Annotated in this window: 15 protein-coding genes and 1 pseudogene; 7 read left to right on the forward strand and 9 right to left on the reverse strand. The window is 74.4% G+C overall.

The genetic code is table 11. The features are described from left to right. The first annotated feature begins 160 nt into the window (after positions 1 to 160). Positions 161 to 853, forward strand: a complete 693-nt coding sequence (locus tag H508_RS0102005; protein ID WP_026372826.1) for a YdeI/OmpD-associated family protein — start codon at positions 161 to 163, stop codon at positions 851 to 853. Here H508_RS0102005 and H508_RS17770 read toward each other — a convergent pair. Together H508_RS17770 and H508_RS0102020 are read right to left on the reverse strand one after the other, a co-directional pair. After that, positions 838 to 1980 carry a pyroglutamyl-peptidase I family protein gene (locus tag H508_RS17770; protein WP_084154940.1) on the reverse strand — a complete coding sequence of 381 codons (1143 nt, stop codon included), beginning with the start codon at positions 1978 to 1980 and terminating at the stop codon, positions 838 to 840. The two genes, H508_RS0102005 and H508_RS17770, sit on opposite strands and share 16 nt — an antisense overlap. A gap of 19 nt (positions 1981 to 1999) precedes the next feature. Further along, on the reverse strand, positions 2000 to 2758 hold the full coding sequence (locus H508_RS0102020) for an endonuclease/exonuclease/phosphatase family protein (RefSeq protein WP_026372827.1): 759 nt from the start codon (positions 2756 to 2758) through the stop codon (positions 2000 to 2002). 99 nt (positions 2759 to 2857) lie between these two features. Here H508_RS0102020 and H508_RS0102025 point away from each other — a divergent pair, with 99 nt between their 5' ends. Further along, positions 2858 to 3814, forward strand: a complete 957-nt coding sequence (locus H508_RS0102025) for an ROK family protein (RefSeq protein ID WP_026372828.1) — start codon at positions 2858 to 2860, stop codon at positions 3812 to 3814. Positions 3815 to 4000: 186 nt separating this feature from the next. Here the strand turns inward: H508_RS0102025 and H508_RS0102030 are convergent, their stop codons facing one another. Continuing rightward, positions 4001 to 5602: a DEAD/DEAH box helicase gene (locus tag H508_RS0102030; protein WP_026372829.1), complete on the reverse strand. Its 1602-nt coding sequence runs from the start codon at positions 5600 to 5602 to the stop codon at positions 4001 to 4003. Between the two features lie 418 nt (positions 5603 to 6020). Here H508_RS0102030 and H508_RS13985 point away from each other — a divergent pair, with 418 nt between their 5' ends. Further along, positions 6021 to 7340: a cytochrome P450 gene (locus H508_RS13985; RefSeq protein WP_035253644.1), complete on the forward strand. Its 1320-nt coding sequence runs from the start codon at positions 6021 to 6023 to the stop codon at positions 7338 to 7340. A gap of 7 nt (positions 7341 to 7347) precedes the next feature. Here H508_RS13985 and H508_RS0102040 read toward each other — a convergent pair whose 3' ends face one another. Both H508_RS0102040 and H508_RS13990 read right to left on the reverse strand, forming a co-directional pair. Further along, entirely contained in the window at positions 7348 to 8793 is a 1446-nt protein-coding gene (locus H508_RS0102040; protein ID WP_051222519.1) for a sugar porter family MFS transporter, read from the reverse strand. Positions 8794 to 8884: 91 nt separating this feature from the next. Further along, positions 8885 to 11125 (reverse strand): ATP-dependent Clp protease ATP-binding subunit, encoded by a 2241-nt coding sequence (locus H508_RS13990; protein WP_084154944.1) that lies wholly within the window; start codon positions 11123 to 11125, stop codon positions 8885 to 8887. Between the two features lie 186 nt (positions 11126 to 11311). Between H508_RS13990 and H508_RS0102050 the strand changes: the two genes are divergently transcribed. The 3 genes from H508_RS0102050 to H508_RS0102060 all read left to right on the forward strand — a co-directional run bounded on the left by H508_RS0102050 (position 11312) and on the right by H508_RS0102060 (position 13595). Further along, complete coding sequence (locus H508_RS0102050) at positions 11312 to 12079, forward strand: hypothetical protein (protein WP_026372831.1); 768 nt, start codon at positions 11312 to 11314, stop codon at positions 12077 to 12079. 167 nt (positions 12080 to 12246) lie between these two features. Further along, a complete protein-coding gene (locus tag H508_RS0102055) occupies positions 12247 to 12744 on the forward strand; it encodes an Hsp20/alpha crystallin family protein (protein WP_026372832.1) in 498 nt (165 codons plus the stop codon). Positions 12745 to 12833: 89 nt separating this feature from the next. Then, positions 12834 to 13595 (forward strand): alpha/beta fold hydrolase, encoded by a 762-nt coding sequence (locus H508_RS0102060; RefSeq protein WP_051222521.1) that lies wholly within the window; start codon positions 12834 to 12836, stop codon positions 13593 to 13595. Positions 13596 to 13643: 48 nt separating this feature from the next. Here H508_RS0102060 and H508_RS16535 read toward each other — a convergent pair whose 3' ends face one another. Genes H508_RS16535 through H508_RS0102075 form a run of 3 tightly spaced genes read right to left on the reverse strand, consistent with a single transcriptional unit; the run spans position 13644 to position 16466 of the window. Next, entirely contained in the window at positions 13644 to 14387 is a 744-nt protein-coding gene (locus H508_RS16535; protein ID WP_051222523.1) for a hypothetical protein, read from the reverse strand. Between the two features lie 56 nt (positions 14388 to 14443). Then, positions 14444 to 15796: a sensor histidine kinase gene (locus tag H508_RS0102070; protein WP_051222525.1), complete on the reverse strand. Its 1353-nt coding sequence runs from the start codon at positions 15794 to 15796 to the stop codon at positions 14444 to 14446. Next, positions 15789 to 16466 carry a response regulator transcription factor gene (locus H508_RS0102075; RefSeq protein WP_026372835.1) on the reverse strand — a complete coding sequence of 226 codons (678 nt, stop codon included), beginning with the start codon at positions 16464 to 16466 and terminating at the stop codon, positions 15789 to 15791. Before H508_RS0102075 ends, H508_RS0102070 begins: the two co-directional genes overlap by 8 nt. A gap of 90 nt (positions 16467 to 16556) precedes the next feature. On the opposite strand from H508_RS0102075, the gene H508_RS17030 reads away from it, so the two are divergent. Continuing rightward, positions 16557 to 17165 (forward strand): uridine kinase family protein, encoded by a 609-nt coding sequence (locus tag H508_RS17030; RefSeq protein WP_245569421.1) that lies wholly within the window; start codon positions 16557 to 16559, stop codon positions 17163 to 17165. Positions 17166 to 17290: 125 nt separating this feature from the next. Here H508_RS17030 and H508_RS18005 read toward each other — a convergent pair. Further along, a pseudogene (locus tag H508_RS18005) lies at positions 17291 to 17872 on the reverse strand (dihydrofolate reductase family protein); the annotation flags it as partial. Positions 17873 to 17874 lie beyond the last annotated feature (2 nt).

Genomic DNA, 17874 nt, shown 5'->3' on the forward strand with positions numbered 1-17874 from the left:
CCATCCTGATTCGGGCGGAGGCGTACCTCCGCTGCGGTGTGTTGCCGTGCTCCCGACGATGTACCCCGAACCTGGGAGTGGGCGGCGAATGGGCCGCATGGCACTCAAGCGCAGCCTGAAGGTCGAGTGGTATGTGGGTCGCTCCTGTCACGCTGTTCGCATGCACGCACCCGACGCCGACGCACGGCCCGGCACGCCCGGCGGCACGGCCGAGCGCCCGGCGGTCTTCTTCGGCGACGCGGCGGAGTTCCGCGCGTGGCTCGAGGCCAACCACGAGACGGCCACCGAGCTGTGGATGGGGCTCAACGCCAAGCACGTCTCGCCGCGCGGGCTCACGTGGGCGGACGCGGTGCCCGAGGCGCTGTGCTTCGGCTGGATCGACTCGCTCTCGCAGCGCATCGACGACGACGCGCGCCGCCAGCGGTGGACGCCGAGGAAGCCGGGCTCGAACTGGTCGGCGGTGAACGTCGCCCACGTCGAGCGCCTGCTCGCGGAGGGTCGCATGCACCCGGCCGGCATCGCCGCGTTCGAGGCGCGTCGGCCCGAGCGCACCGCGGTGTACGCCTACGAGAACGCCGACGCCGCGCTGCCGCCCGAGCTGCAGCGCCACCTCGACGAGCAGCCCGCGGCGCTCGCCTTCCTCGCCGAGGCGACCGCGACCTACCGTCGCGGAGCGATCGCGTGGGTGCTCGGCGCGAAGCGCGAGGCGACGCGCGAGCAGCGGGCGAGGCAGCTCGCCGACGACTCCGCCGCCGGCCGGCTCATCCCGCCGCAGCGCTACGGCGAGACGCCCAAGTGGGTCGACCGCGCCGCGGCGGCCGCGGCGGCGGCGGGCGGTCAGCCCTCGAGGTAGGCGGCGAGCTTCGCGAGCGACTGGCCGAGGCCGAGCTCGTGGTCGGCCGGCGAGATGCCCGGCGGCACGTCGGACGCCGCGACCGTGACGCGCGTGCCCGCCGCGACCGGCTGCATCCGCCACGTCATGAGCATGTCGCCGGCGAACCGCTCCTCGGCGGTCTCGAACGCGACGCGCTGCACGACGAGCTCGTTCGGCACGAGCTCGACGAACGTGACGCGCGAGACGTCGACGTCGTCGCCCGACTTCGCGTCGACGGGGCGGTCGAAGCGCAGCACGGCGCGGAACCCGCCGCCCTCGCGGGCGTCGAGCTCCTCGATCGTCGCCGTCGCGCCGTCGGGCGCGAGCCACTGCCGCAGCGCGTCCGCGTCGAGCAGCGCGCCGTAGACCCGTTCGGGCGGCGCCGCGACGACCGTGCCCGCGCGGTCGACGCGCGCGATGGCCTCCGCGCGGTCGGCGTCGTGCGACTCCCGGTCGCCGCGGGCGATCGCGCGCACGGCGGCGGCGAGCGCGAGCGCGAGGTCGTCGAAGGTCAGCGCCCGGCCCTGGTGGGTGATGACGGATGCGTCGGCCGACGACCCGGGATCGGTCTCGTCGCCGACGCTCGCCGTGCCGCTCGAGCGCACGGCGGGCACGTGCACGAAGCCGCCCGCGACGGGCAGCCCCGCGACGAGGTAGGCGACGTGGTTGCAGAGGAAGCGCCCGGCGTCGTCGCTCGCGTGCGCGGGCAGCCCGACGGCGAGGATCGCGCTCACGAGCGCGTCGACGTCGAGGCCGGACGGTCGCCGGGCCGGTCCGGCCGGGTCGATCGCGGTGCCGCGGGGCTGGTCCCCCGCGTTGTCGGGGATGCGCGCGTCGTCCTCGTTGACCGCCCAGCGCTCCGGGGTGATCGCGGAGCGACCGCCCGCCTCGCCGACCGCGAGCACCGCATCCGGGGCATGCCGCTCGACGAGCGCCGCGAGCGCCGGGCCCGCGGCGCCGAACGCGACCGGCAGCGTGCCGGTCACGAGCTCGATGCCGGGCTGCGGCTCGTCGCGCCATGCCTGCTCGAGGCGCCGCACCGCCTGGAGACTCGCGTTCTCGGGGTCGCCGCCGAAGGGCTCGAAGGCCGTCACCAGGATGCGCATGCCATCCAGTGTGCCCCCGCTAGACCTCGACGACGAGCGGCAGGTGGTCCGAGAGCGGCGGGCGCGGCACGCGGATGCGCCGCGCGGGGAGCCGCTCGTCGCTCAGCACATGGTCGAGCTGCACCATCGGGCGATCGGCCGGGAAGGTGCGCTGCCGCGCGAGGGAGTGCCAGCCGGCGACGCGGCGCACGACGGCGGCCGGCAGGTTGAGGTCGCCCATGAGAATGCGCGGGCCGGGGAGCACCTCGAGCCAGCGGAGGGTGCGCTTCAGCTGCCGCACGTTGACGCCCGGCACGAACGAGAGGTGCGTCGCGGCGATCGTGCGGTCGCCCGTCGGCGTGCGCACCGTCGCGGCGATCGCGACTCGGGGCTCGTCGCGGATCCACGTGACCTCGCCGCCGGGCTCGCGCAGCGGCGCGCGGAAGCGCGCCGAGGGCTCGAGCCGCAGGACGTGCCAGCGCAGCACCGGGTGGCGGCTCACGAGCGCGACGCCGTAGCCGTCGGCGGTCGCGTCGAGGTCGGCATCGCCGGCGGGCCGCCACTGCCGCGCCGGATCGCCGATGAGCGCCGGCACGAAGCGCGACGCGGCGCCGCCCATCGCCGCCGCCGCGATCGCGGTGAGGTCGAGCATCCCGGAGCGCGGCTGGCCGCGATCGACCTCCTGCAGCGCGAGCACGTCGGCGCCGAGCGCCGCGACCGCGCGGGCGAGCCGGTCTCCATCGACGGCGGCGTCGGCGGGCGTGCGCCCGTGGAGGATGTTCCAGGTCGCGAGCCGCATGCGCCCATCCTGCCGCTCGCGGCCGCCCGCGGTGGCAGGCCGGGGGTGACAGGCAGGGGTGGCAGGCAGGGCAGCCGGCCGAGGCGGCAGTATGGAGCCGTGACGATCGCAGGCCTCGACGTGGGCGGGACGAAGATCGCGGGGGCCGCCCTCGCGCGACGGGATGCCGCGGTGCCCGGCTGGAGCATCGACGACGTGCTCGCGCGCAGCCACCGACCCCACCGCATCCACGGTCCCGAGGCGCTGCTCGACGCGCTCGAGGCCGCCGTGCGCGACCTCGACGCGCAGCTCGCCGAGGCGGGGCACGCGCCGATCGACGCCGTCGGTCTCGCGATCGCCGCCTGGATGCCCCGCGACCGCGAGTCGATCACGTGGGCAGCGCACCTGGGCGTGCGCGACTTCGCGCTGCGGCCCGCGCTCGCCGAGCGGCTCGGCATGCCCGTCACGATCCACAACGACGCCGACGGCTACCTCATGGGCGAAGCGGCGATGGGGGCGGCGGCGGATGCGTCGTCCTCGCTCCTGCTCGCGCTCGGCACCGGGGTGGGCGGCGCGTTCGTCGCCGACGGGCGGCCGCTCATCGGTGCGCACGGCCTCGCGGGCGAGCTCGGGCACGTGACGGTCGACGAGTCGGGGCCGGTGTGCTCGTGCACCGCGCGCGGCTGCGTCGAGGCGTTCGCGGGTGGCAACGCGCTCGCGCGGGACGCCGCCGCGGTGCCCGCGGCCGTCGCGCTCGCGCCCGGCGGCCGGCCGAGCGCGATGCACCTCGAGCAGGCGGCGCGGGCCGGCGACGCGCGAGCGCTCGAGGTGCTCGAGGGCGCGGGCCGCGCGGTCGCTGCCGGGCTGCGGCGCCTGCTGCCGGCCTTCGACCCCGAGGTCGTCGTGCTCGGCGGGCGGGTGATGCTGCAGACGGCCGACCTGCTGCTGCCGGTCATCGAGCGCGAGCTCGCGGAGCACGCGCCGCTGCAGGGCGTGCCGCAGCCGCGGCGGCTCGAGCTCGCGCGGCTCGGCGACCACGCGGCGGCGATCGGCGCGGCGGTGCTCGCCGCGCGCTGACCGTGCTGCGGCGGCGAACCCGCCGCGATGTGCACGCTCTTGTCGCCCGTCGACCGCGATGTGCACGCTCTTGTCGCTCGCGGCCGAGTCAGGCCGCAAGAGGGTGCACATCCGCGGTTGGTGAGACGCGGAACGGCCCCCGGCGGAAGCCGGGGGCCGTTCTTGTGGGACAGCGGGTGCTGGGGCTCAGCCCTGCGCGCGGCGCGGGCCGCGGCGCTGCTGGCCGCCCGAGCGGGCCGAGGACGCGCCCGACTGCAGCGAGCCGCCGCCGCTCGACGACCACGCGACCGACGAGCCGCCGCGCGGCGCGCCGCCCTGGCCGCCGGAGCGCTGACCGCCCGAGCGGGCCGGCGCACCGGCGCGACCGCCGGAGCGGCCGCCGCCCTGGCCGCCGCGGCCGCCGGCCGCACCGGCGCCCTGCTTGACCTCGGGGCGACCCGAGCGATCCTTGCGCGGGCGGTCCGAGCGCGCCGCGCCCGCCGTGGCGCCGTGCGCGCCCGAGCCGGCGACGCCCTCGCGGGCCGCGCGCTTCCGGCGCGCGTTCGCGCCGGTCGAGCGGCCGCCGCCGCCCTGCTGCTGGATCTCGTTGCCCGAGCCGGGGCCGCCGGGAACCGGGGCCACGTGCGGCGCGTACGGTCCGACGAGCGCGTCCACCGCATCCGACGACGCCGTCACCTGCTGCGGCTGGACGCCGATCTTCGCCTTCCGCAGCAGCGACATCGTGTCGCCGCGCTGCGCGGGCAGCATGACCGTCACGACATCGCCTTCGGTGCCGGCGCGCGCCGTGCGGCCCGAGCGGTGCAGGTAGGCCTTGTGCTCCATGGGCGGGTCGACGTGCACCACGAGCTCGACGCCGTCGACGTGCACGCCGCGAGCGGCGACATCCGTCGCGACGAGCACGCGCACCGAGCCGTCGCTGAAGGCGGCGAGGTTGCGGTCGCGGGCGTTCTGCGACAGGTTGCCGTGCAGGTCGACGGCGGGGATGCCGGAAGCGGTGAGGTGCTTCGCGAGCTTCTTCGCCTGGTGCTTCGTGCGAGTGAAGAGGATGCGGCGGCCGAGTCCCGACGCGAGGCGGCGGACGAGCAGGTTCTTGTCGTCGGGCGCGACCTCGAAGAGGTGGTGCGTCATCGCGGCGACGGGCGAGTTCGCCTCGTCGACCGAGTGCATGACCTCGTTCGTGAGGAAGCGCTTGACGAGCTTGTCGACCCCGTTGTCGAGGGTCGCCGAGAACAGCAGTCGCTGGCCCGAGCTGGGCGTCTTGTCGAGGATCTTCGTCACGACCGGCAGGAAGCCGAGGTCAGCCATGTGGTCGGCCTCGTCGATGACGGTCATCTCGATCGCCGAGAGCGAGGCGATGCCCTGCTTCATGAGGTCCTCGAGGCGGCCGGGGCACGCGACGACGATGTCGACGCCGTTCCGGAGCGCGGTCTCCTGCGGGCGCTGCGAGACGCCGCCGAAGATGGTCGTGACGGTGAGGCCGGCGGCCTTCGCGAGCGGCGCCATCTCGGTCGCGATCTGCGTCGCGAGCTCGCGCGTCGGGGCGAGCACGAGGCCGAGCGGCAGCCCCTTGCGGCGGTTGCCGCCCGCGAGCTCGCCCGAGAGGCGCGCGATGAGCGGGATCGAGAACGCGAGGGTCTTGCCCGAGCCGGTCTTGCCGCGGCCCAGCACGTCGCGCCCGGCGAGCGTGTCGGGCAGGGTGTCGGCCTGGATCGGGAACGGGTGCTCGCGGTCCATCGCCTTGAGGGCGGTGACGAGCTTGGCGGGCACGCCGAGCTCGGCGAAGGTCATGGTGACCTCGGGGGCCTGGGTGGCCTCGGTGGTGGAGGTGTCAGTCAACGGTTGCTCTTTCTGTGAGCGTGCGCGCGCATCCGGGCCGACCGCACACTCGTGCGGGCAGGGTTCTTGGGTGGATGCGTCGACGCAGTTCGGCGAGCGCGGCGGTGGCCGCGATCGTTCGCCGTGGAAGGTTCATCGACGCCCGAGAACCGGGCGGAGAGAGGAGCGTTCAACGACGCAGGCGAGCCGGCAGCGATGCCCTGCTCGCGCAGTGACCCCAGCCTATCAGCAGGGGTCTGACATCACCTAGCCCCGGCGCCGTCGAGTGTCAGGAAGTCGTACGCCGGCTGACGAGCACGAGCTCGGTCGCGGACAGCGCGGGGCCGGGGCTCCGCAGGGGCGCCCAGGTGCGCTCGATACGGTCCGGGGCATGGCAAACCCCCTGAAGGACGACGCCCTCCTGCTGCTCACCCGCGGCTACGACACGAGCGAGACGATCTGGGAGCGCGCCCGGCCGGGTGCCCGCGCGCTGCGGACGCAGGCGCTGGGCAGCGACGCGCTCTTCATGCGCGGCGCGGAGGCGGTCGAGCTCTTCTACGACGAGTCCAAGGTGCGCCGGCACGGCGCCATGCCGCTGGTCATCCAGGAGTCGCTCTTCGGCCACGGCTCGGTGCACTCGCTCGACACCGCGGAGCACCGGCACCGCAAGCGGACGTTCCTCGGCCTCGCCTACGACGACGCCGAGGTGCGCCGGCTCGAGCCGCACCTCGAGCGCGAGTGGGGCGAGGAGCTCGCCGACTGGGTCGCGGGCGGCGAGCGCTCGGCCTACGACGCCGCGGTCGGTGCGATCGGCCGCGCGATGCAGCGCTGGGCCGGCCTGCCGGGCACGCCCGAGGCGAAGACCCGCTGGGCGCGGCGGCAAGCGCAGATCGTCGACGGCTTCGGCGTGCCCTACTCCCCCGAGTTCCTCCTGACGATGGTCAACCGCTGGTGGTCGGACCGGCACGCGAGCGCGCTCATCGAGGCGGTGCGCGCGGGCGAGCTCGAGGCGCGGACGGGCACCGCGCTGCACGCGTGGGCGTGGCACCGCGACCCGGACGGCGAGCTGCTGCCCGCGCGGCTCGCCGGCATCGAGCTGCAGAACTCGTTCCGCCCCGCGATCGCGGTGTGCCGGTTCGTCGCCTTCGCCGCGAAGGCCCTCCACGAGCGGCCCGAGTGGCGCGAGCGCATCGCGGCCGAGGCCGCCGAGCGCGGGAGGCTCACCGGCGGCCCGCTCGCGACCGCGTTCGCGCACGAGGTGCGGCGCACGGCGCTGTTCGTGCCGATGCTGCCGGGCCGCGCGGTCGACGAGGTCGAGCTCGACGGCGAGCGCGTAAGCGCGGGTGCCCTGCTGCTGCTCGACGTGCTCGGCACGGACCTCGACGAGCAGAGCTGGGAGCGCGCGACCGAGTTCGACCCCGAGCGCTTCGTCGGCATCGACGACTGGGCCGAGATCGAGGCGATGGGCGCGTTCGTACCGCAGGGCGGCGGGCATCCGTCGACGGGCCACCGCTGCCCCGGCGAGAAGGTCACCCTCGCGACGCTCACGAGCGCGATCGCGGCGCTGAGCGACCCGCGCGTGACGATCCTCGGCGAGGGCCTCGACGTGAGCCACCGGCGCATGCCGACGAGGCCCTCCTCGGGCGGCGTCGTGCGCAGCGCTCACCGCCGGCCGCGGGCGAGCGCCGGCGGCGGCTGCCCGTTCCACTGACCGGGCGTCAGCGGCGCGCGAAGAGCTCGCCGCTCGCGATGTCGGCCTCGAGCGCCTCGAGGCTGCGGCCGCGCGTCTCGAACACGTTGGTCGCGATGAACCACAGCGCGAGGGCGCCGACGGCGGCGAAGAGGAAGAAGGCGCCCGTGATGCCGACCGCCTCGAGCAGCGACGGGAACGCGAGCGCGAGCGCGCCGTTCGCGAGCCAGTGCGCGAAGACGGCGATGCCGATGCCGAGGCCGCGCACGCGCAGCGGGAAGATCTCGGAGAGGTAGACCCAGGTCGCGACGTTGAGGAACGTCTGCATCGCGCCGACGAAGGCGACGACGAGCGCGAGGAGCACGAAGGGGCGGATGGGGTCCCCCGGCTCGAGCGCGATCGACGCGATCCCGATGAGCGCGTGGCACAGCGTCGTGAGCGCGAAGCCCGTGAGCAGGGTCGTGCGCCGGTCGATGCGGTCCATGAGTCGCAGCGCGACGAGCCCGCCGACGACGGCGATGATGCCCGGCGTGATGTTCGCGATGAGGGCCGCAGAGCGGTCGAAGCCCGACTCCTCGAGCACGGCCGTGCCGTAGTACATGATCGCGTTGATGCCGGTGAGCTGCTGCGCGACGCCGACGCCGATGCCGACCAGGAGCACGCGGCGCAGCCAGCGGTTCGCGAGCAGCGGGCGCAGCCGAGCCCGACCGCGCGGCGCGACCCCGGCGGCGACGCGGGCCTCGATGTGCTCGAGCTCCGCCTCGGCGCGCTCGCCGGCGCGCACGGAGCGCAGCACCGCGAGCGCCTCGTCGCGCCGGCCGCGCTCGGCGAGCCAGCGCGGCGACTCGGGCATGCGCAGCATGCCGACGAAGAGCGCGATCGCGGGGAGCGCGCAGACCGCGAACATGATGCGCCACACGCCGTCGACGTGCCCGAGCGTGCTGCCGAGCACCGCGTTCACGACGAAGGCGGCGAGCTGCCCCGAAACGATCGCCACCTCGTTGCGGCCCGAGATCGAGCCGCGGATCTCGAACGGCGCGAGCTCGGCGAGGTAGACGGGCACGACCGTCGAGGCGCCGCCGACCGCGAGCCCGAGCAGCACGCGGCCGACGACGACCGCCGCGAATCCCGGTGCGAGCGCGACGACGAGCGTGCCGATGAAGAAGAGCACCGCGAGCGCGATGAGCGTCGAGCGGCGGCCGACGCCGTCGGAGACGCGCCCGCCCAGCAGCGCGCCGAAGGCCGCCGCGAAGACGAGCGAGCTCGTCACGATGCCCTCGGTGAGCGCCTCGAGTCCGAGCTCTGCGCTCATCGGCTGCAGCGCGCCGTTGATGACGCCCGTGTCGTAGCCGAACAGCAGCCCGCCGAAGCACGCGACGATCGAGATGACGCCGAGCCGGGCGCGGTGCGGCCCGCCGGTCAGCGGCGGCAGCCCCGCTTCGCTGTCGGCACTGGACGGGGCGATGGCCACGATCGGTCCTCCGGTCGACGAGCGGTCAGCAACCGCTCGATTCTGCCGTGCCGGGCGCGCTCACGCGGCATCCGCCGTCGTGGGCGCCGTGCGGTCACGGCTCGTCGAGCGGCTCCGCGTCGATCACCTCGTCGACGTCGTCGACCACGTCGGCGTCGAACGACCACTGCGCGGGCCGCTCCGCGCCCTCGGCGCCGACCCACAGGCCCGAGCCGCCGGGAGCGACGTCGACGATCACCCGGTCGCCGTCGCGCACCTCGCCCGCGAGCAGCGCCCGCGCGAGCCGATCGTCGATCTCGCGCTGCATGAGCCTGCGCAGCGGCCGCGCGCCGTACACGGGGTCGTAGCCGCGCTCCCCGAGCCACTGCCTCGCCGCATCCGTCACGTCGACCGTGAGTCGGCGCTCGCGCAGGCGCCGGTCGAGCGCGTGCACCTGGATGCCGACGATCGCGCCGAGCTCCTCCTGCGTCAGCGCGTCGAAGATGACGATGTCGTCGAGCCGGTTGATGAACTCGGGCTTGAAGGCGGCCCGCACCGCGCCCATGACCTGCTCGCGCGCCGTCTCGGTCGAGATGGTCGGATCGGTCAGGAAGGCCGAGCCGAGGTTGGAGGTGAGGATGAGGATCGTGTTGCGGAAGTCGACCGTGCGACCCTGCCCATCGGTCAGGCGGCCGTCGTCGAGCACTTGCAGCAGCAGGTCGAAGACCTCGGGGTGCGCCTTCTCGACCTCGTCCATGAGCACGACCGAGTAGGGCCGGCGGCGCACGGCCTCGGTGAGCTGCCCGCCCTGCTCGTAGCCGATGTAGCCGGGAGGGGCGCCGACGAGCCGCGCGACCGAGTGCTTCTCGCCGTACTCCGACATGTCGATGCGCACGAGCGCCTTCTCGTCGTCGAAGAGCAGCTCGGCGAGCGCCTTCGCGAGCTCGGTCTTGCCGACGCCGGTCGGGCCGAGGAACAGGAACGAGCCCGTCGGCTGGTTCGGGTTCGAGACGCCCGCGCGGCTGCGGCGCACCGCATCCGAGACCGCCTTGACCGCCTCGCGCTGGCCGACGACGCGCTTCGCGAGCTCGTCCTCGAGGGCGAGGAGCTTCTCGGTCTCGCCCTGCAGCAGGCGGCCGACGGGGATGCCCGTCCACGCCGCGACGACCGAGGCGATGTCGTCCTCCGTCACCTGGTCGCCGACCATGCGCGCACCCGACTCCGCGGCCTGCGCTTCGGCCTCCTTGAGCTGCTGCTCGACCTGCGGGATCTCGCCGTAGAGCAGCCGCGAGGCACGCTCGAGGTCGCCCTCGCGCTGCGCGCGCTCGGCGCGGCCGCGCAGCTCGTCGAGCTGCTCGCGCAGCCCGCCGATCCGGTTGAGGCTCGCGCGCTCGGTCTGCCAGCGCTCGTCGAGCGCGGCCAGCTCGGTGCGGCGCTCCGCGAGCGTCGCCTCGAGCTCGGCGAGCCGCTCCTTCGACGCGTCGTCGCGCTCGCGCTTGAGGGCGAGGCGCTCGATCTCCATGCGGTCGACCGTGCGGCGCAGCTGGTCGATCTCGGTCGGGGCCGAGTCGATCTCCATGCGCAGCCGGCTCGCGGCCTCGTCGATGAGGTCGATCGCCTTGTCGGGCAGCTGGCGGGCGGTGATGTAGCGGTTCGAGAGGGATGCGGCTGCGACGAGGGCGCTGTCGGCGATCGTGACCTTGTGGTGCGCCTCGTACCGCTCCTTGAGGCCGCGCAGGATCGCGACGGTGTCCTCGACGCTCGGCTCGCCGACGTAGACCTGCTGGAAGCGCCGCTCCATCGCGGCGTCCTTCTCGATGAACTCGCGGTACTCGTCGAGCGTCGTCGCACCGATGAGGCGCAGCTCGCCGCGCGCGAGCATCGGCTTGAGCATGTTGCTCGCGCCCTGGCTGCCCTCGGCCGCGCCGGCGCCCATGATGATGTGCAGCTCGTCGATGAACGTGACGATGCGGCCCTCGGCCTTCGCGATCTCGGCGAGCACGTTCTTCATGCGCTCCTCGAAGTCGCCGCGGTACTTGCTGCCCGCGATCATCGCGTTGACGTCGAGCGCGACGAGCGACTTGCCCTTGAGGCTCTCGGGCACGTCGCCCGCGACGATGCGCTGCGCGAGGCCCTCGACGACGGCCGTCTTGCCGACGCCGGGCTCGCCGATGAGCACGGGGTTGTTCTTCGTGCGGCGCGAGAGCACCTGGCTGATGCGCCGGATCTCCTCGTCGCGACCGATCACGGGGTCGAGCCGCCCCGAGCGGGCGATCTCGGTGAGGTCGGTGCCGAACTGCTCGAGCGCCGACTGCTGCTCCTCCTGGCCCGGCATCATGCCGCCCATGCGTGCCATGGCTCCTCCATCGTTCCTGGTCCTGACAATCCGAACTTGAGTGCTATTGGCTCAAGTTTACTACGGATGCTGGACGTTGGCTAGGAAAACCGGGCCCGATGCGCTCGGCGGCGGATACTGAAGGGACGGTCGCCGCACCGGCGCCCCGATCGACCACGACGACGTGACCGATGTGAGGAGCTCGACATGACCACACAGGGCCCGGACGACTCCACTCCGCGGAGCCGCCCCTTCGATCCGGACCGGGATGCCTCGACGCGCGACGACGGCCGCACCGGTGCCACCGAGGCGCGGGCGCACCGGCACGACGACGACCGCTCGGGAGCCACCGACGCCCGCGAGCGTCGGCACGACGACGACCGCGTGACCGGCGACCTGCGCCACGATCGCGAGGCGGTCGTCGCGCGCGAGCGCGAGCGCTTCGGCGGGGTGAAGGCGGGCGCGGCGTTCTTCGGCTGGCTCACCGCCACCGGCGCCGTGGTGCTCCTCATCGCGCTCGCCGCCGCGATCGGCGCGCTCATCGCATCGCTCTCCGGCCGCGACGTCGACGACGTCGTCGAGGGAGCGCAGCAGGACCTGCAGTCCGCCGGCATCTGGGGCGCGGTCATCCTGCTCGTCATCTGGTTCGTCGCCTACTACTGCGGCGGCTACGTCGCCGGCCGGATGGCGCGCTTCGACGGCGCGAAGCAAGGCGTCGCCGTCTGGGCGTGGGCGGTCGTGATCGCGATCGTCGCGGCGATCATCGGGCTCGTCGCGGGGCAGAACTTCGCGCTCCCGCCCGGCTCGATGCCGACCCTGCCGCTCCCGGAGGACCAGGCGACGCTCGCGACGATCATCTCGGCGGTCGTGGTCGCGGTCGTCGCGCTCATCGGGGCCGTGCTCGGCGGCCTCGCGGGCATGCGCTTCCACCGCCGCGTCGATCGCGCGGGCTTCGACGTGAGCGATCGCCGGTAGCCGCGAGCACGCCTCCGGCTCCCAGCAGGCTCGAAGCGAGGCGTTAGCACTCTCTTGGGTCGAGTGCTAAAATGGAGGCGCTCCTCGGGGCAGAGCCCGAGGGAGCTGCCGAAGACACCGACGGCCGTCGCACAGGGCGCGGCCGCACGTGGAGGAGGTGGTTGTCAATGGCACTGACCTTCGACCCGTTCCGCGAGATGGACAGGATGACCGCTCGGCTGCTGAGCGGCGCCGGTGGCGCCGCGGCGGCCTCGAGCTGGATGCCGATGGATCTCTACCGCTCCGGCGATCACTACGTCGTGCACGTCGACCTGCCGGGCATCGACCCGGGTTCGATCGACCTCGGCATCGACGCCGGCACGCTGACGATCCAGGCCGAGCGCACGATCGGCGGCGGCGACCAGCGGCAGTGGATCGCGCAGGAGCGACCCGCCGGCCGCTACATGCGCCAGCTGAGCCTCGGCAACGACGTCGACCTCGACCGCATCGAGGCGTCGTACGAGCACGGCGTGCTCACGCTCACGATCCCGGTCGCCGAGCGCGCGAAGCCTCGCAAGATCGAGGTGCAGCACGGCAGCGGCGGTCAGACGCAGATCGGCACCGGCGAGGGCTCGCGCTCGAGCGAGGGCGAGTCGGCGTCGGCGACGGCCGGCTCGACGAGCTGAGCCGTGCCGCTCCGCAGGCGCGGCGCCGCCACCCGGCGGACGCCGCGCCTTCATATTGCCTCCACGGGTCGCGCCGATAGCGTGGCGGCGTGACCGACCTGCACCTGACCCGCCTCGGCGAGCGCGGCTCGCCCGTCATGCTCTGCCACGGCCTCTTCGGGCAGGGCAAGAACTGGACGCAGGTCGCGAAGGCGCTCGCCGATCGGCATCGCGTCACGCTCGTCGACATGCCGAACCACGGGCGCTCCGGCTGGACCGAGCGCCTCGACTACCTCGAGATGGCGGATGCGGTGGCGAGCGCGATCGACGAGCCGACCGCGCTCGTCGGCCACTCGATGGGCGGCAAGGCCGCGATGCTCGCCGCCTTGCGGCACCCTGAGAAGGTCGAGCGGCTGTGCGTCGTCGACGTCTCCCCCGTCGCCTACCGCTCGACCGACGAGTTCGCGCGCTACATCGACGGCATGCTCGCGATCGACCTCGAGGCGCTCGGCTCCCGCTCGGAGGCGAGCGAAGCGCTCGCCGAGGCCGCGCCCGACCCCGGCGTGCGCGGCTTCCTGCTGCAGAGCTTGCAGCGCGACGGCGACGGCTGGCGCTGGCTGCCCAACCTCGAGGTGCTGCGCCGCGACCTCGCGGTGCTGCGCGGCTTCCCCCAGACCGACGCCGTCTACGAGGGACCCGTGCTGTGGATCGCGGGCGCCGACTCCGGCTACGTGCGCGACGAGTTCGCCCCGCAGATGGAGGCGCTGTTCCCGAACGTGCGCCGCGTGACGATCAAGGGCGCGGGCCACTGGGTGCACTCCGAGCAGCCGAAGGTGTTCACCGAGGTGCTCGCGCGCTTCCTCGAGGGGTGACGCGTCGAGGCGCCCGGCGAGGCTGGCTCGCCGGGCGCCTCCGGTCGGTCAGCGGTCGGCCGAGACGACCGTCAGGTCGTCGGCGAGCTCGACGTCGACCTCGTCACCGCCGATTGCGACCTCGACCTCGAATCGCACATCGGCGTCGTCCTCGGTCTCGATCGAGACCACGACGCCGCCGCCCGCGGCCGCGATGGCGGCATCGCTGATCTGCGCGACCCGCGCGGGGTCGAGCGGCGCGTCGCTCGAGTCGTCGCCGTTGCCGTCGGCGCGCACGACCGGCTCGCCGGTCAGCGGCACTCGCACCTCCACCTCGCTCCCGTCCGCGAGGCGCACGTCGACCTTCCAGCCGTCGCGCTCGATCTCGACGCTCGTCGCGTCGCCACCGCCTGCGGCGACGATCGCCGCCTCGATGGCGGCGGCGAGGTCGGCGGGCTCGGCAGGCACCGTGCCGTCGAGGGCCGCCGCGGAGTCGTCGTCGCTGTCATCGCCGGCCTCCGACGACGCGGAGGCGGAAGCGGCGGGCGCGGGATCGTCGTCGTCGTCGAACGCGTCGGCGATCGAGAGGCCGACGCCCGCGACCGCGAGGACGACCGCGGCCGCGCCGGAGCCGATGAGGATGGGACGCAGGATGCCGCGGCCGCGGCGCGGCGGCGTCGGCTCGGCCGCCGCGTCGTGCCGGGCGGTGTCGGCCGCGGCCGCGTCAGCGGGCGCGTCGGGGTGGCGCGGCGACGGGTCGTCGGCACCGATGGTCTCGGGCGATCGGTCTTCGGGGTGCTGCTGCTCGTTCATGGCTCCACCCTCGCCGCCGGGCGCTGACGCACGACTGAACGATGCTGAACGCGGCGTCAGGCGCCGCGTTCGGCATCGCGCGCGGCCGGCAGCTCGAGCACGAAGCGCGCCCCGCCGAGCGGAGCGTCTGTGACCCAGGCGTCGCCGCCGTAGGCGCGAGCGACCTGCCGCGCGATCGCGAGGCCGAGCCCGGCTCCGCCGTCGTCGCGCGCCCTCGCCTCGTCGAGGCGCACGAAGCGCTCGAACACGCGCTCCCGCTCCTCGACCGGCACGCCGGCGCCGTCATCGTCGACCCAGAGCATGGCTCGGCCGTCGCGCACGCCGGAGCCGAGCGCGATCCGGTCGCGCGCATGCCGGAGCGCGTTGTCGACGAGGTTGCGGCACGCGAGGCCGAGCAGGCGCGCGTCGCCCTCGACCGGTGCGGCTCGCACCGCGGCGCCAACCGCCGCGCGGCCGAGCGCACGCACGCGAGCGACCTCCGCGAGCGCGAGGTCGTCGAGGTCGACCGGCTGCCGCTGGCCGCTCGCGGCGCCGCGCTCGTCGAGCCTCGCGAGCAGCAGCAGCGCCTCGACGATGCCGTGCATCCGCTCGCCCTCCTGCAGCACGACGTCGGTCAGCTCGTCCGGCCGCACGGCGTCGGGATGCGCCCGCGCGAGCTCGGCGAACTGCCGCATCGAGGCGAGCGGCGAGCGCAGCTCGTGCGACGCGTCCGAGACGAAGCGGCGGCGCGAGCGCGCGTCGGCCTCGATGCGGTCGAGCATGCGGTTCATGGTCGCCGCGAGCCGGTCGAGCTCGTCGCCGCGGCTCGTCGTCTCGATCCGGCGGTCGAGGCCCGTCGCGTCGATGTCGTCGACTTGCGCCCGCATCCGGTCGACGTGCGCGAGCGCGCGGTCGACGACGATCCACACCACCGTCGCGACGAGGATGACCGCGAGCGGCACCGCGACAGCGAGGAGCGCGGTCGCCGAGCGCGCGGCGTCGTCGACCGGCGCGAGCGACCGCGCGACGACGATCGTGCCGGCGTCCACCTCGGCTGCCACCACGACGAAGCGCTCGCCGTCGACGGTCGCGGTGACCGGCGCCCGGCCCTCCGGTACGGGCAGCGCGGCAGCCGCGTCGGTGTTGACGACGACGCTCGTGGGCGAGCGCAGCGCCACGAGCACGTCGTCGTCCCGCTGCACGAGCGCCGCCGTCTGGATCGTGCCCTCGTCGACGCCTTGCGCGAGGGCGTCGAGCTCGTCGGCGAGCTGCTCGGCGACGGATGCCTGCAGCATGCGCTCGAGCGTCCAGACGAGCGTCGCCGCGCCGACTCCTAGCGCGACGGCGACGACCGCGACAGCGGCGGCGACGATGCGCAGCCGGATCGACGGGCGGCGGCCCGCGCGCCGCTCGACCGCCTCGTCAGCCACCGTCGGCCGCCAACCGGTAGCCGGCGGCGCGCACCGTCTGGATCGCCTCGCGCCCGAACGGCCGGTCGATCTTCCGCCGCAGCCGGCCGACGTACACCTCGACGATGTTCGGATCGCCCTCGAAGTCCTCCGACCAGACGTCGTCGAGCAGCTCGCGCTTCGTCACCGCCTCGCCGCGGCGCCGCATGAGCAGCTCGAGCACCGCGAACTCGCGCGCGCTCAGCTCGAGCCGCTCGTCCCCGCGATGCGCGGTGCGCGCCGCGGGATCGAGCCGCAGGTCGCCCGCCTCGAGCACGACCGGCCGCTCGCGGCCCCCGCGGCGCGCGAGCGCGCGGATCCGCGCGACGAGCACGGGGAAGGAGAAGGGCTTGGTGAGCCAGTCGTCGCCGCCGGTGTCGAGCCCCTCGACCTCGTCCCACTCGCCGTCCTTCGCGGTGAGGAAGAGCACGGGCGTCCAGATGCCTTCGGCGCGCATCGCCTGGCAGACGCGATAGCCGCTCATGCCCGGCATCATCACGTCGAGCAGCACGACGTCGTAGGCGAACTCGCGCGCACGCCACAGCCCGTCGACGCCGTCGTGCGCGACGTCGACCGTCATCCCCTCGGCGAGCAGACCGCGCCGGATGCCGTCGGCGAGGCGCACCTCGTCGTCGACCACGAGCACGCGCATGCGTCGAGCATGGCGGCTCGGCACTGACGCGCGGCTGAACGGCACGCGCCCTCGCCGTCCGCGGTCCAGCGCCGTGAGAAGATGGAGCCCATGCCCGCCGCCGACGAGCCCCTCGCGCGGGTCGTCCTCATCGGCGGCGCGTCCGGCTCCGGCAAGTCGCGCATCGCCGAGCGCTCCGGACTCCCGGTGCTGCGGCTCGACGACTTCTACCGCGAGGGCGACGACCCCGAGCTGCCGCGGCTCGAGACGGGCGAGGTCGACTGGGACCACCCCGGCTCATGGCACCGCGACCGGGCGATCGACGCGCTCGAGCAGCTCGCCCGCACCGGCCGCACCACCGTGCCGGTCTACGACATCTCCCGCAGCGCATCCGTCGGCGTGCATCCCGTCGCGCTCGACGGCGCGCGGCTCTTCGTCGCCGAGGGAGTCTTCGTGGCCGAGGTCGTCGAGGAGGCGCGGCGGCGCGGCATCCTCGCCGACGCGCTCTGCGTGCACCGCTCGCGCTGGCTCACGATGGCGCTGCGCTTCGCGCGCGACCTGCGCGAGCGGCGCAAGAGCCCCGCGTTCCTCGTCAAGCGCGGCCTCATCCTGGCCGGCCGCGAGCCGGCGATCGTCGCGAGGCTCACGGATGCGGGCTGCCGGCCCGTGCGCGTGCGCGCGGCCAGGCGCATGCTCGCGAGAGCAGCCGCCCGGCGCTGAGCGACGTCAGTCGAGGTCGCCCCGCTCCTCCTCGACCGCGACCTCGCGGCCGTCGACGACCTCGCCGGGGTGAGCGACATCGCGACGGCACCGCTCGGCGCGACGCGCGCACCCGCCACCTCGAACCCGGTCGGCTGCGTCACGCGATCGAAGACGCGCTTCCCCTCGCCCACGATCACCGGGAAGACGATGAGCCGCAGCTCGTCGAGGAGGTGCTCGGCGATGAGGGTCTGCAGCAGCCGCCATGAGCCGTGCACCTGCAGCTCGCCGTCGCCCGTCGACTTGAGGGCGCGGATGCGCTCGGGCACGTCGTCGGCGATGACCGACTCGGTGACGGCCCAGGGCGCCTCGTCGAGCCGCAGCGTCGTGGAGACGACGTGCTTCGGTGCGGTGCTGAGCCGCTGCGCGACGGGATCGCCGTCGTCGGTCACCTGCGGCCAGTAGCCGGCCATCATGTCGTAGGTGCGGCGGCCGAAGAGCAGCGCGTCGGTGCGCTCGAACCAGCCCGAGACGACCTCGCCGACCGCCTCGTCGAAGCTCGGCGCGACCCAGCCGCCCCAGCGGAAGCCGCCCTCGGTGTCCTCGTCACGGCGGCCGGGGCCCTGCATGACGCCGTCGAGGGTCATGAACTCGTGCGCGACCAGTCGCATCCGTGCCTCCTCGCTCCTGGCGACGCGCGGCGCGCGCGCCGCCGCGGCTCCGAGCATGC

This window comes from Agrococcus lahaulensis DSM 17612 (assembly GCF_000425105.1).
GTDB lineage: Bacteria > Actinomycetota > Actinomycetes > Actinomycetales > Microbacteriaceae > Agrococcus > Agrococcus lahaulensis.

Bases quoted from the DNA above. Each gene is read 5' to 3' on its own strand.
- H508_RS0102005 (WP_026372826.1), top strand. From the start codon at position 161: ATGCACGCACCCGACGCCGACGCACGGCCCGGCACGCCCGGCGGCACG.
- H508_RS17770 (WP_084154940.1), bottom strand. From the start codon at position 1,980: ATGCGCATCCTGGTGACGGCCTTCGAGCCCTTCGGCGGCGACCCCGAG.
- H508_RS0102020 (WP_026372827.1), bottom strand. From the start codon at position 2,758: ATGCGGCTCGCGACCTGGAACATCCTCCACGGGCGCACGCCCGCCGAC.
- H508_RS0102030 (WP_026372829.1), bottom strand. From the start codon at position 5,602: ATGACCTTCGCCGAGCTCGGCGTGCCCGCCAAGCTCGTCACCGCCCTC.
- H508_RS13985 (WP_035253644.1), top strand. From the start codon at position 6,021: ATGGCAAACCCCCTGAAGGACGACGCCCTCCTGCTGCTCACCCGCGGC.
- H508_RS13990 (WP_084154944.1), bottom strand. From the start codon at position 11,125: ATGGCACGCATGGGCGGCATGATGCCGGGCCAGGAGGAGCAGCAGTCG.
- H508_RS0102050 (WP_026372831.1), top strand. From the start codon at position 11,312: ATGACCACACAGGGCCCGGACGACTCCACTCCGCGGAGCCGCCCCTTC.
- H508_RS0102055 (WP_026372832.1), top strand. From the start codon at position 12,247: ATGGCACTGACCTTCGACCCGTTCCGCGAGATGGACAGGATGACCGCT.
- H508_RS16535 (WP_051222523.1), bottom strand. From the start codon at position 14,387: ATGAACGAGCAGCAGCACCCCGAAGACCGATCGCCCGAGACCATCGGT.
- H508_RS0102075 (WP_026372835.1), bottom strand. From the start codon at position 16,466: ATGCGCGTGCTCGTGGTCGACGACGAGGTGCGCCTCGCCGACGGCATC.
- H508_RS17030 (WP_245569421.1), top strand. From the start codon at position 16,557: ATGCCCGCCGCCGACGAGCCCCTCGCGCGGGTCGTCCTCATCGGCGGC.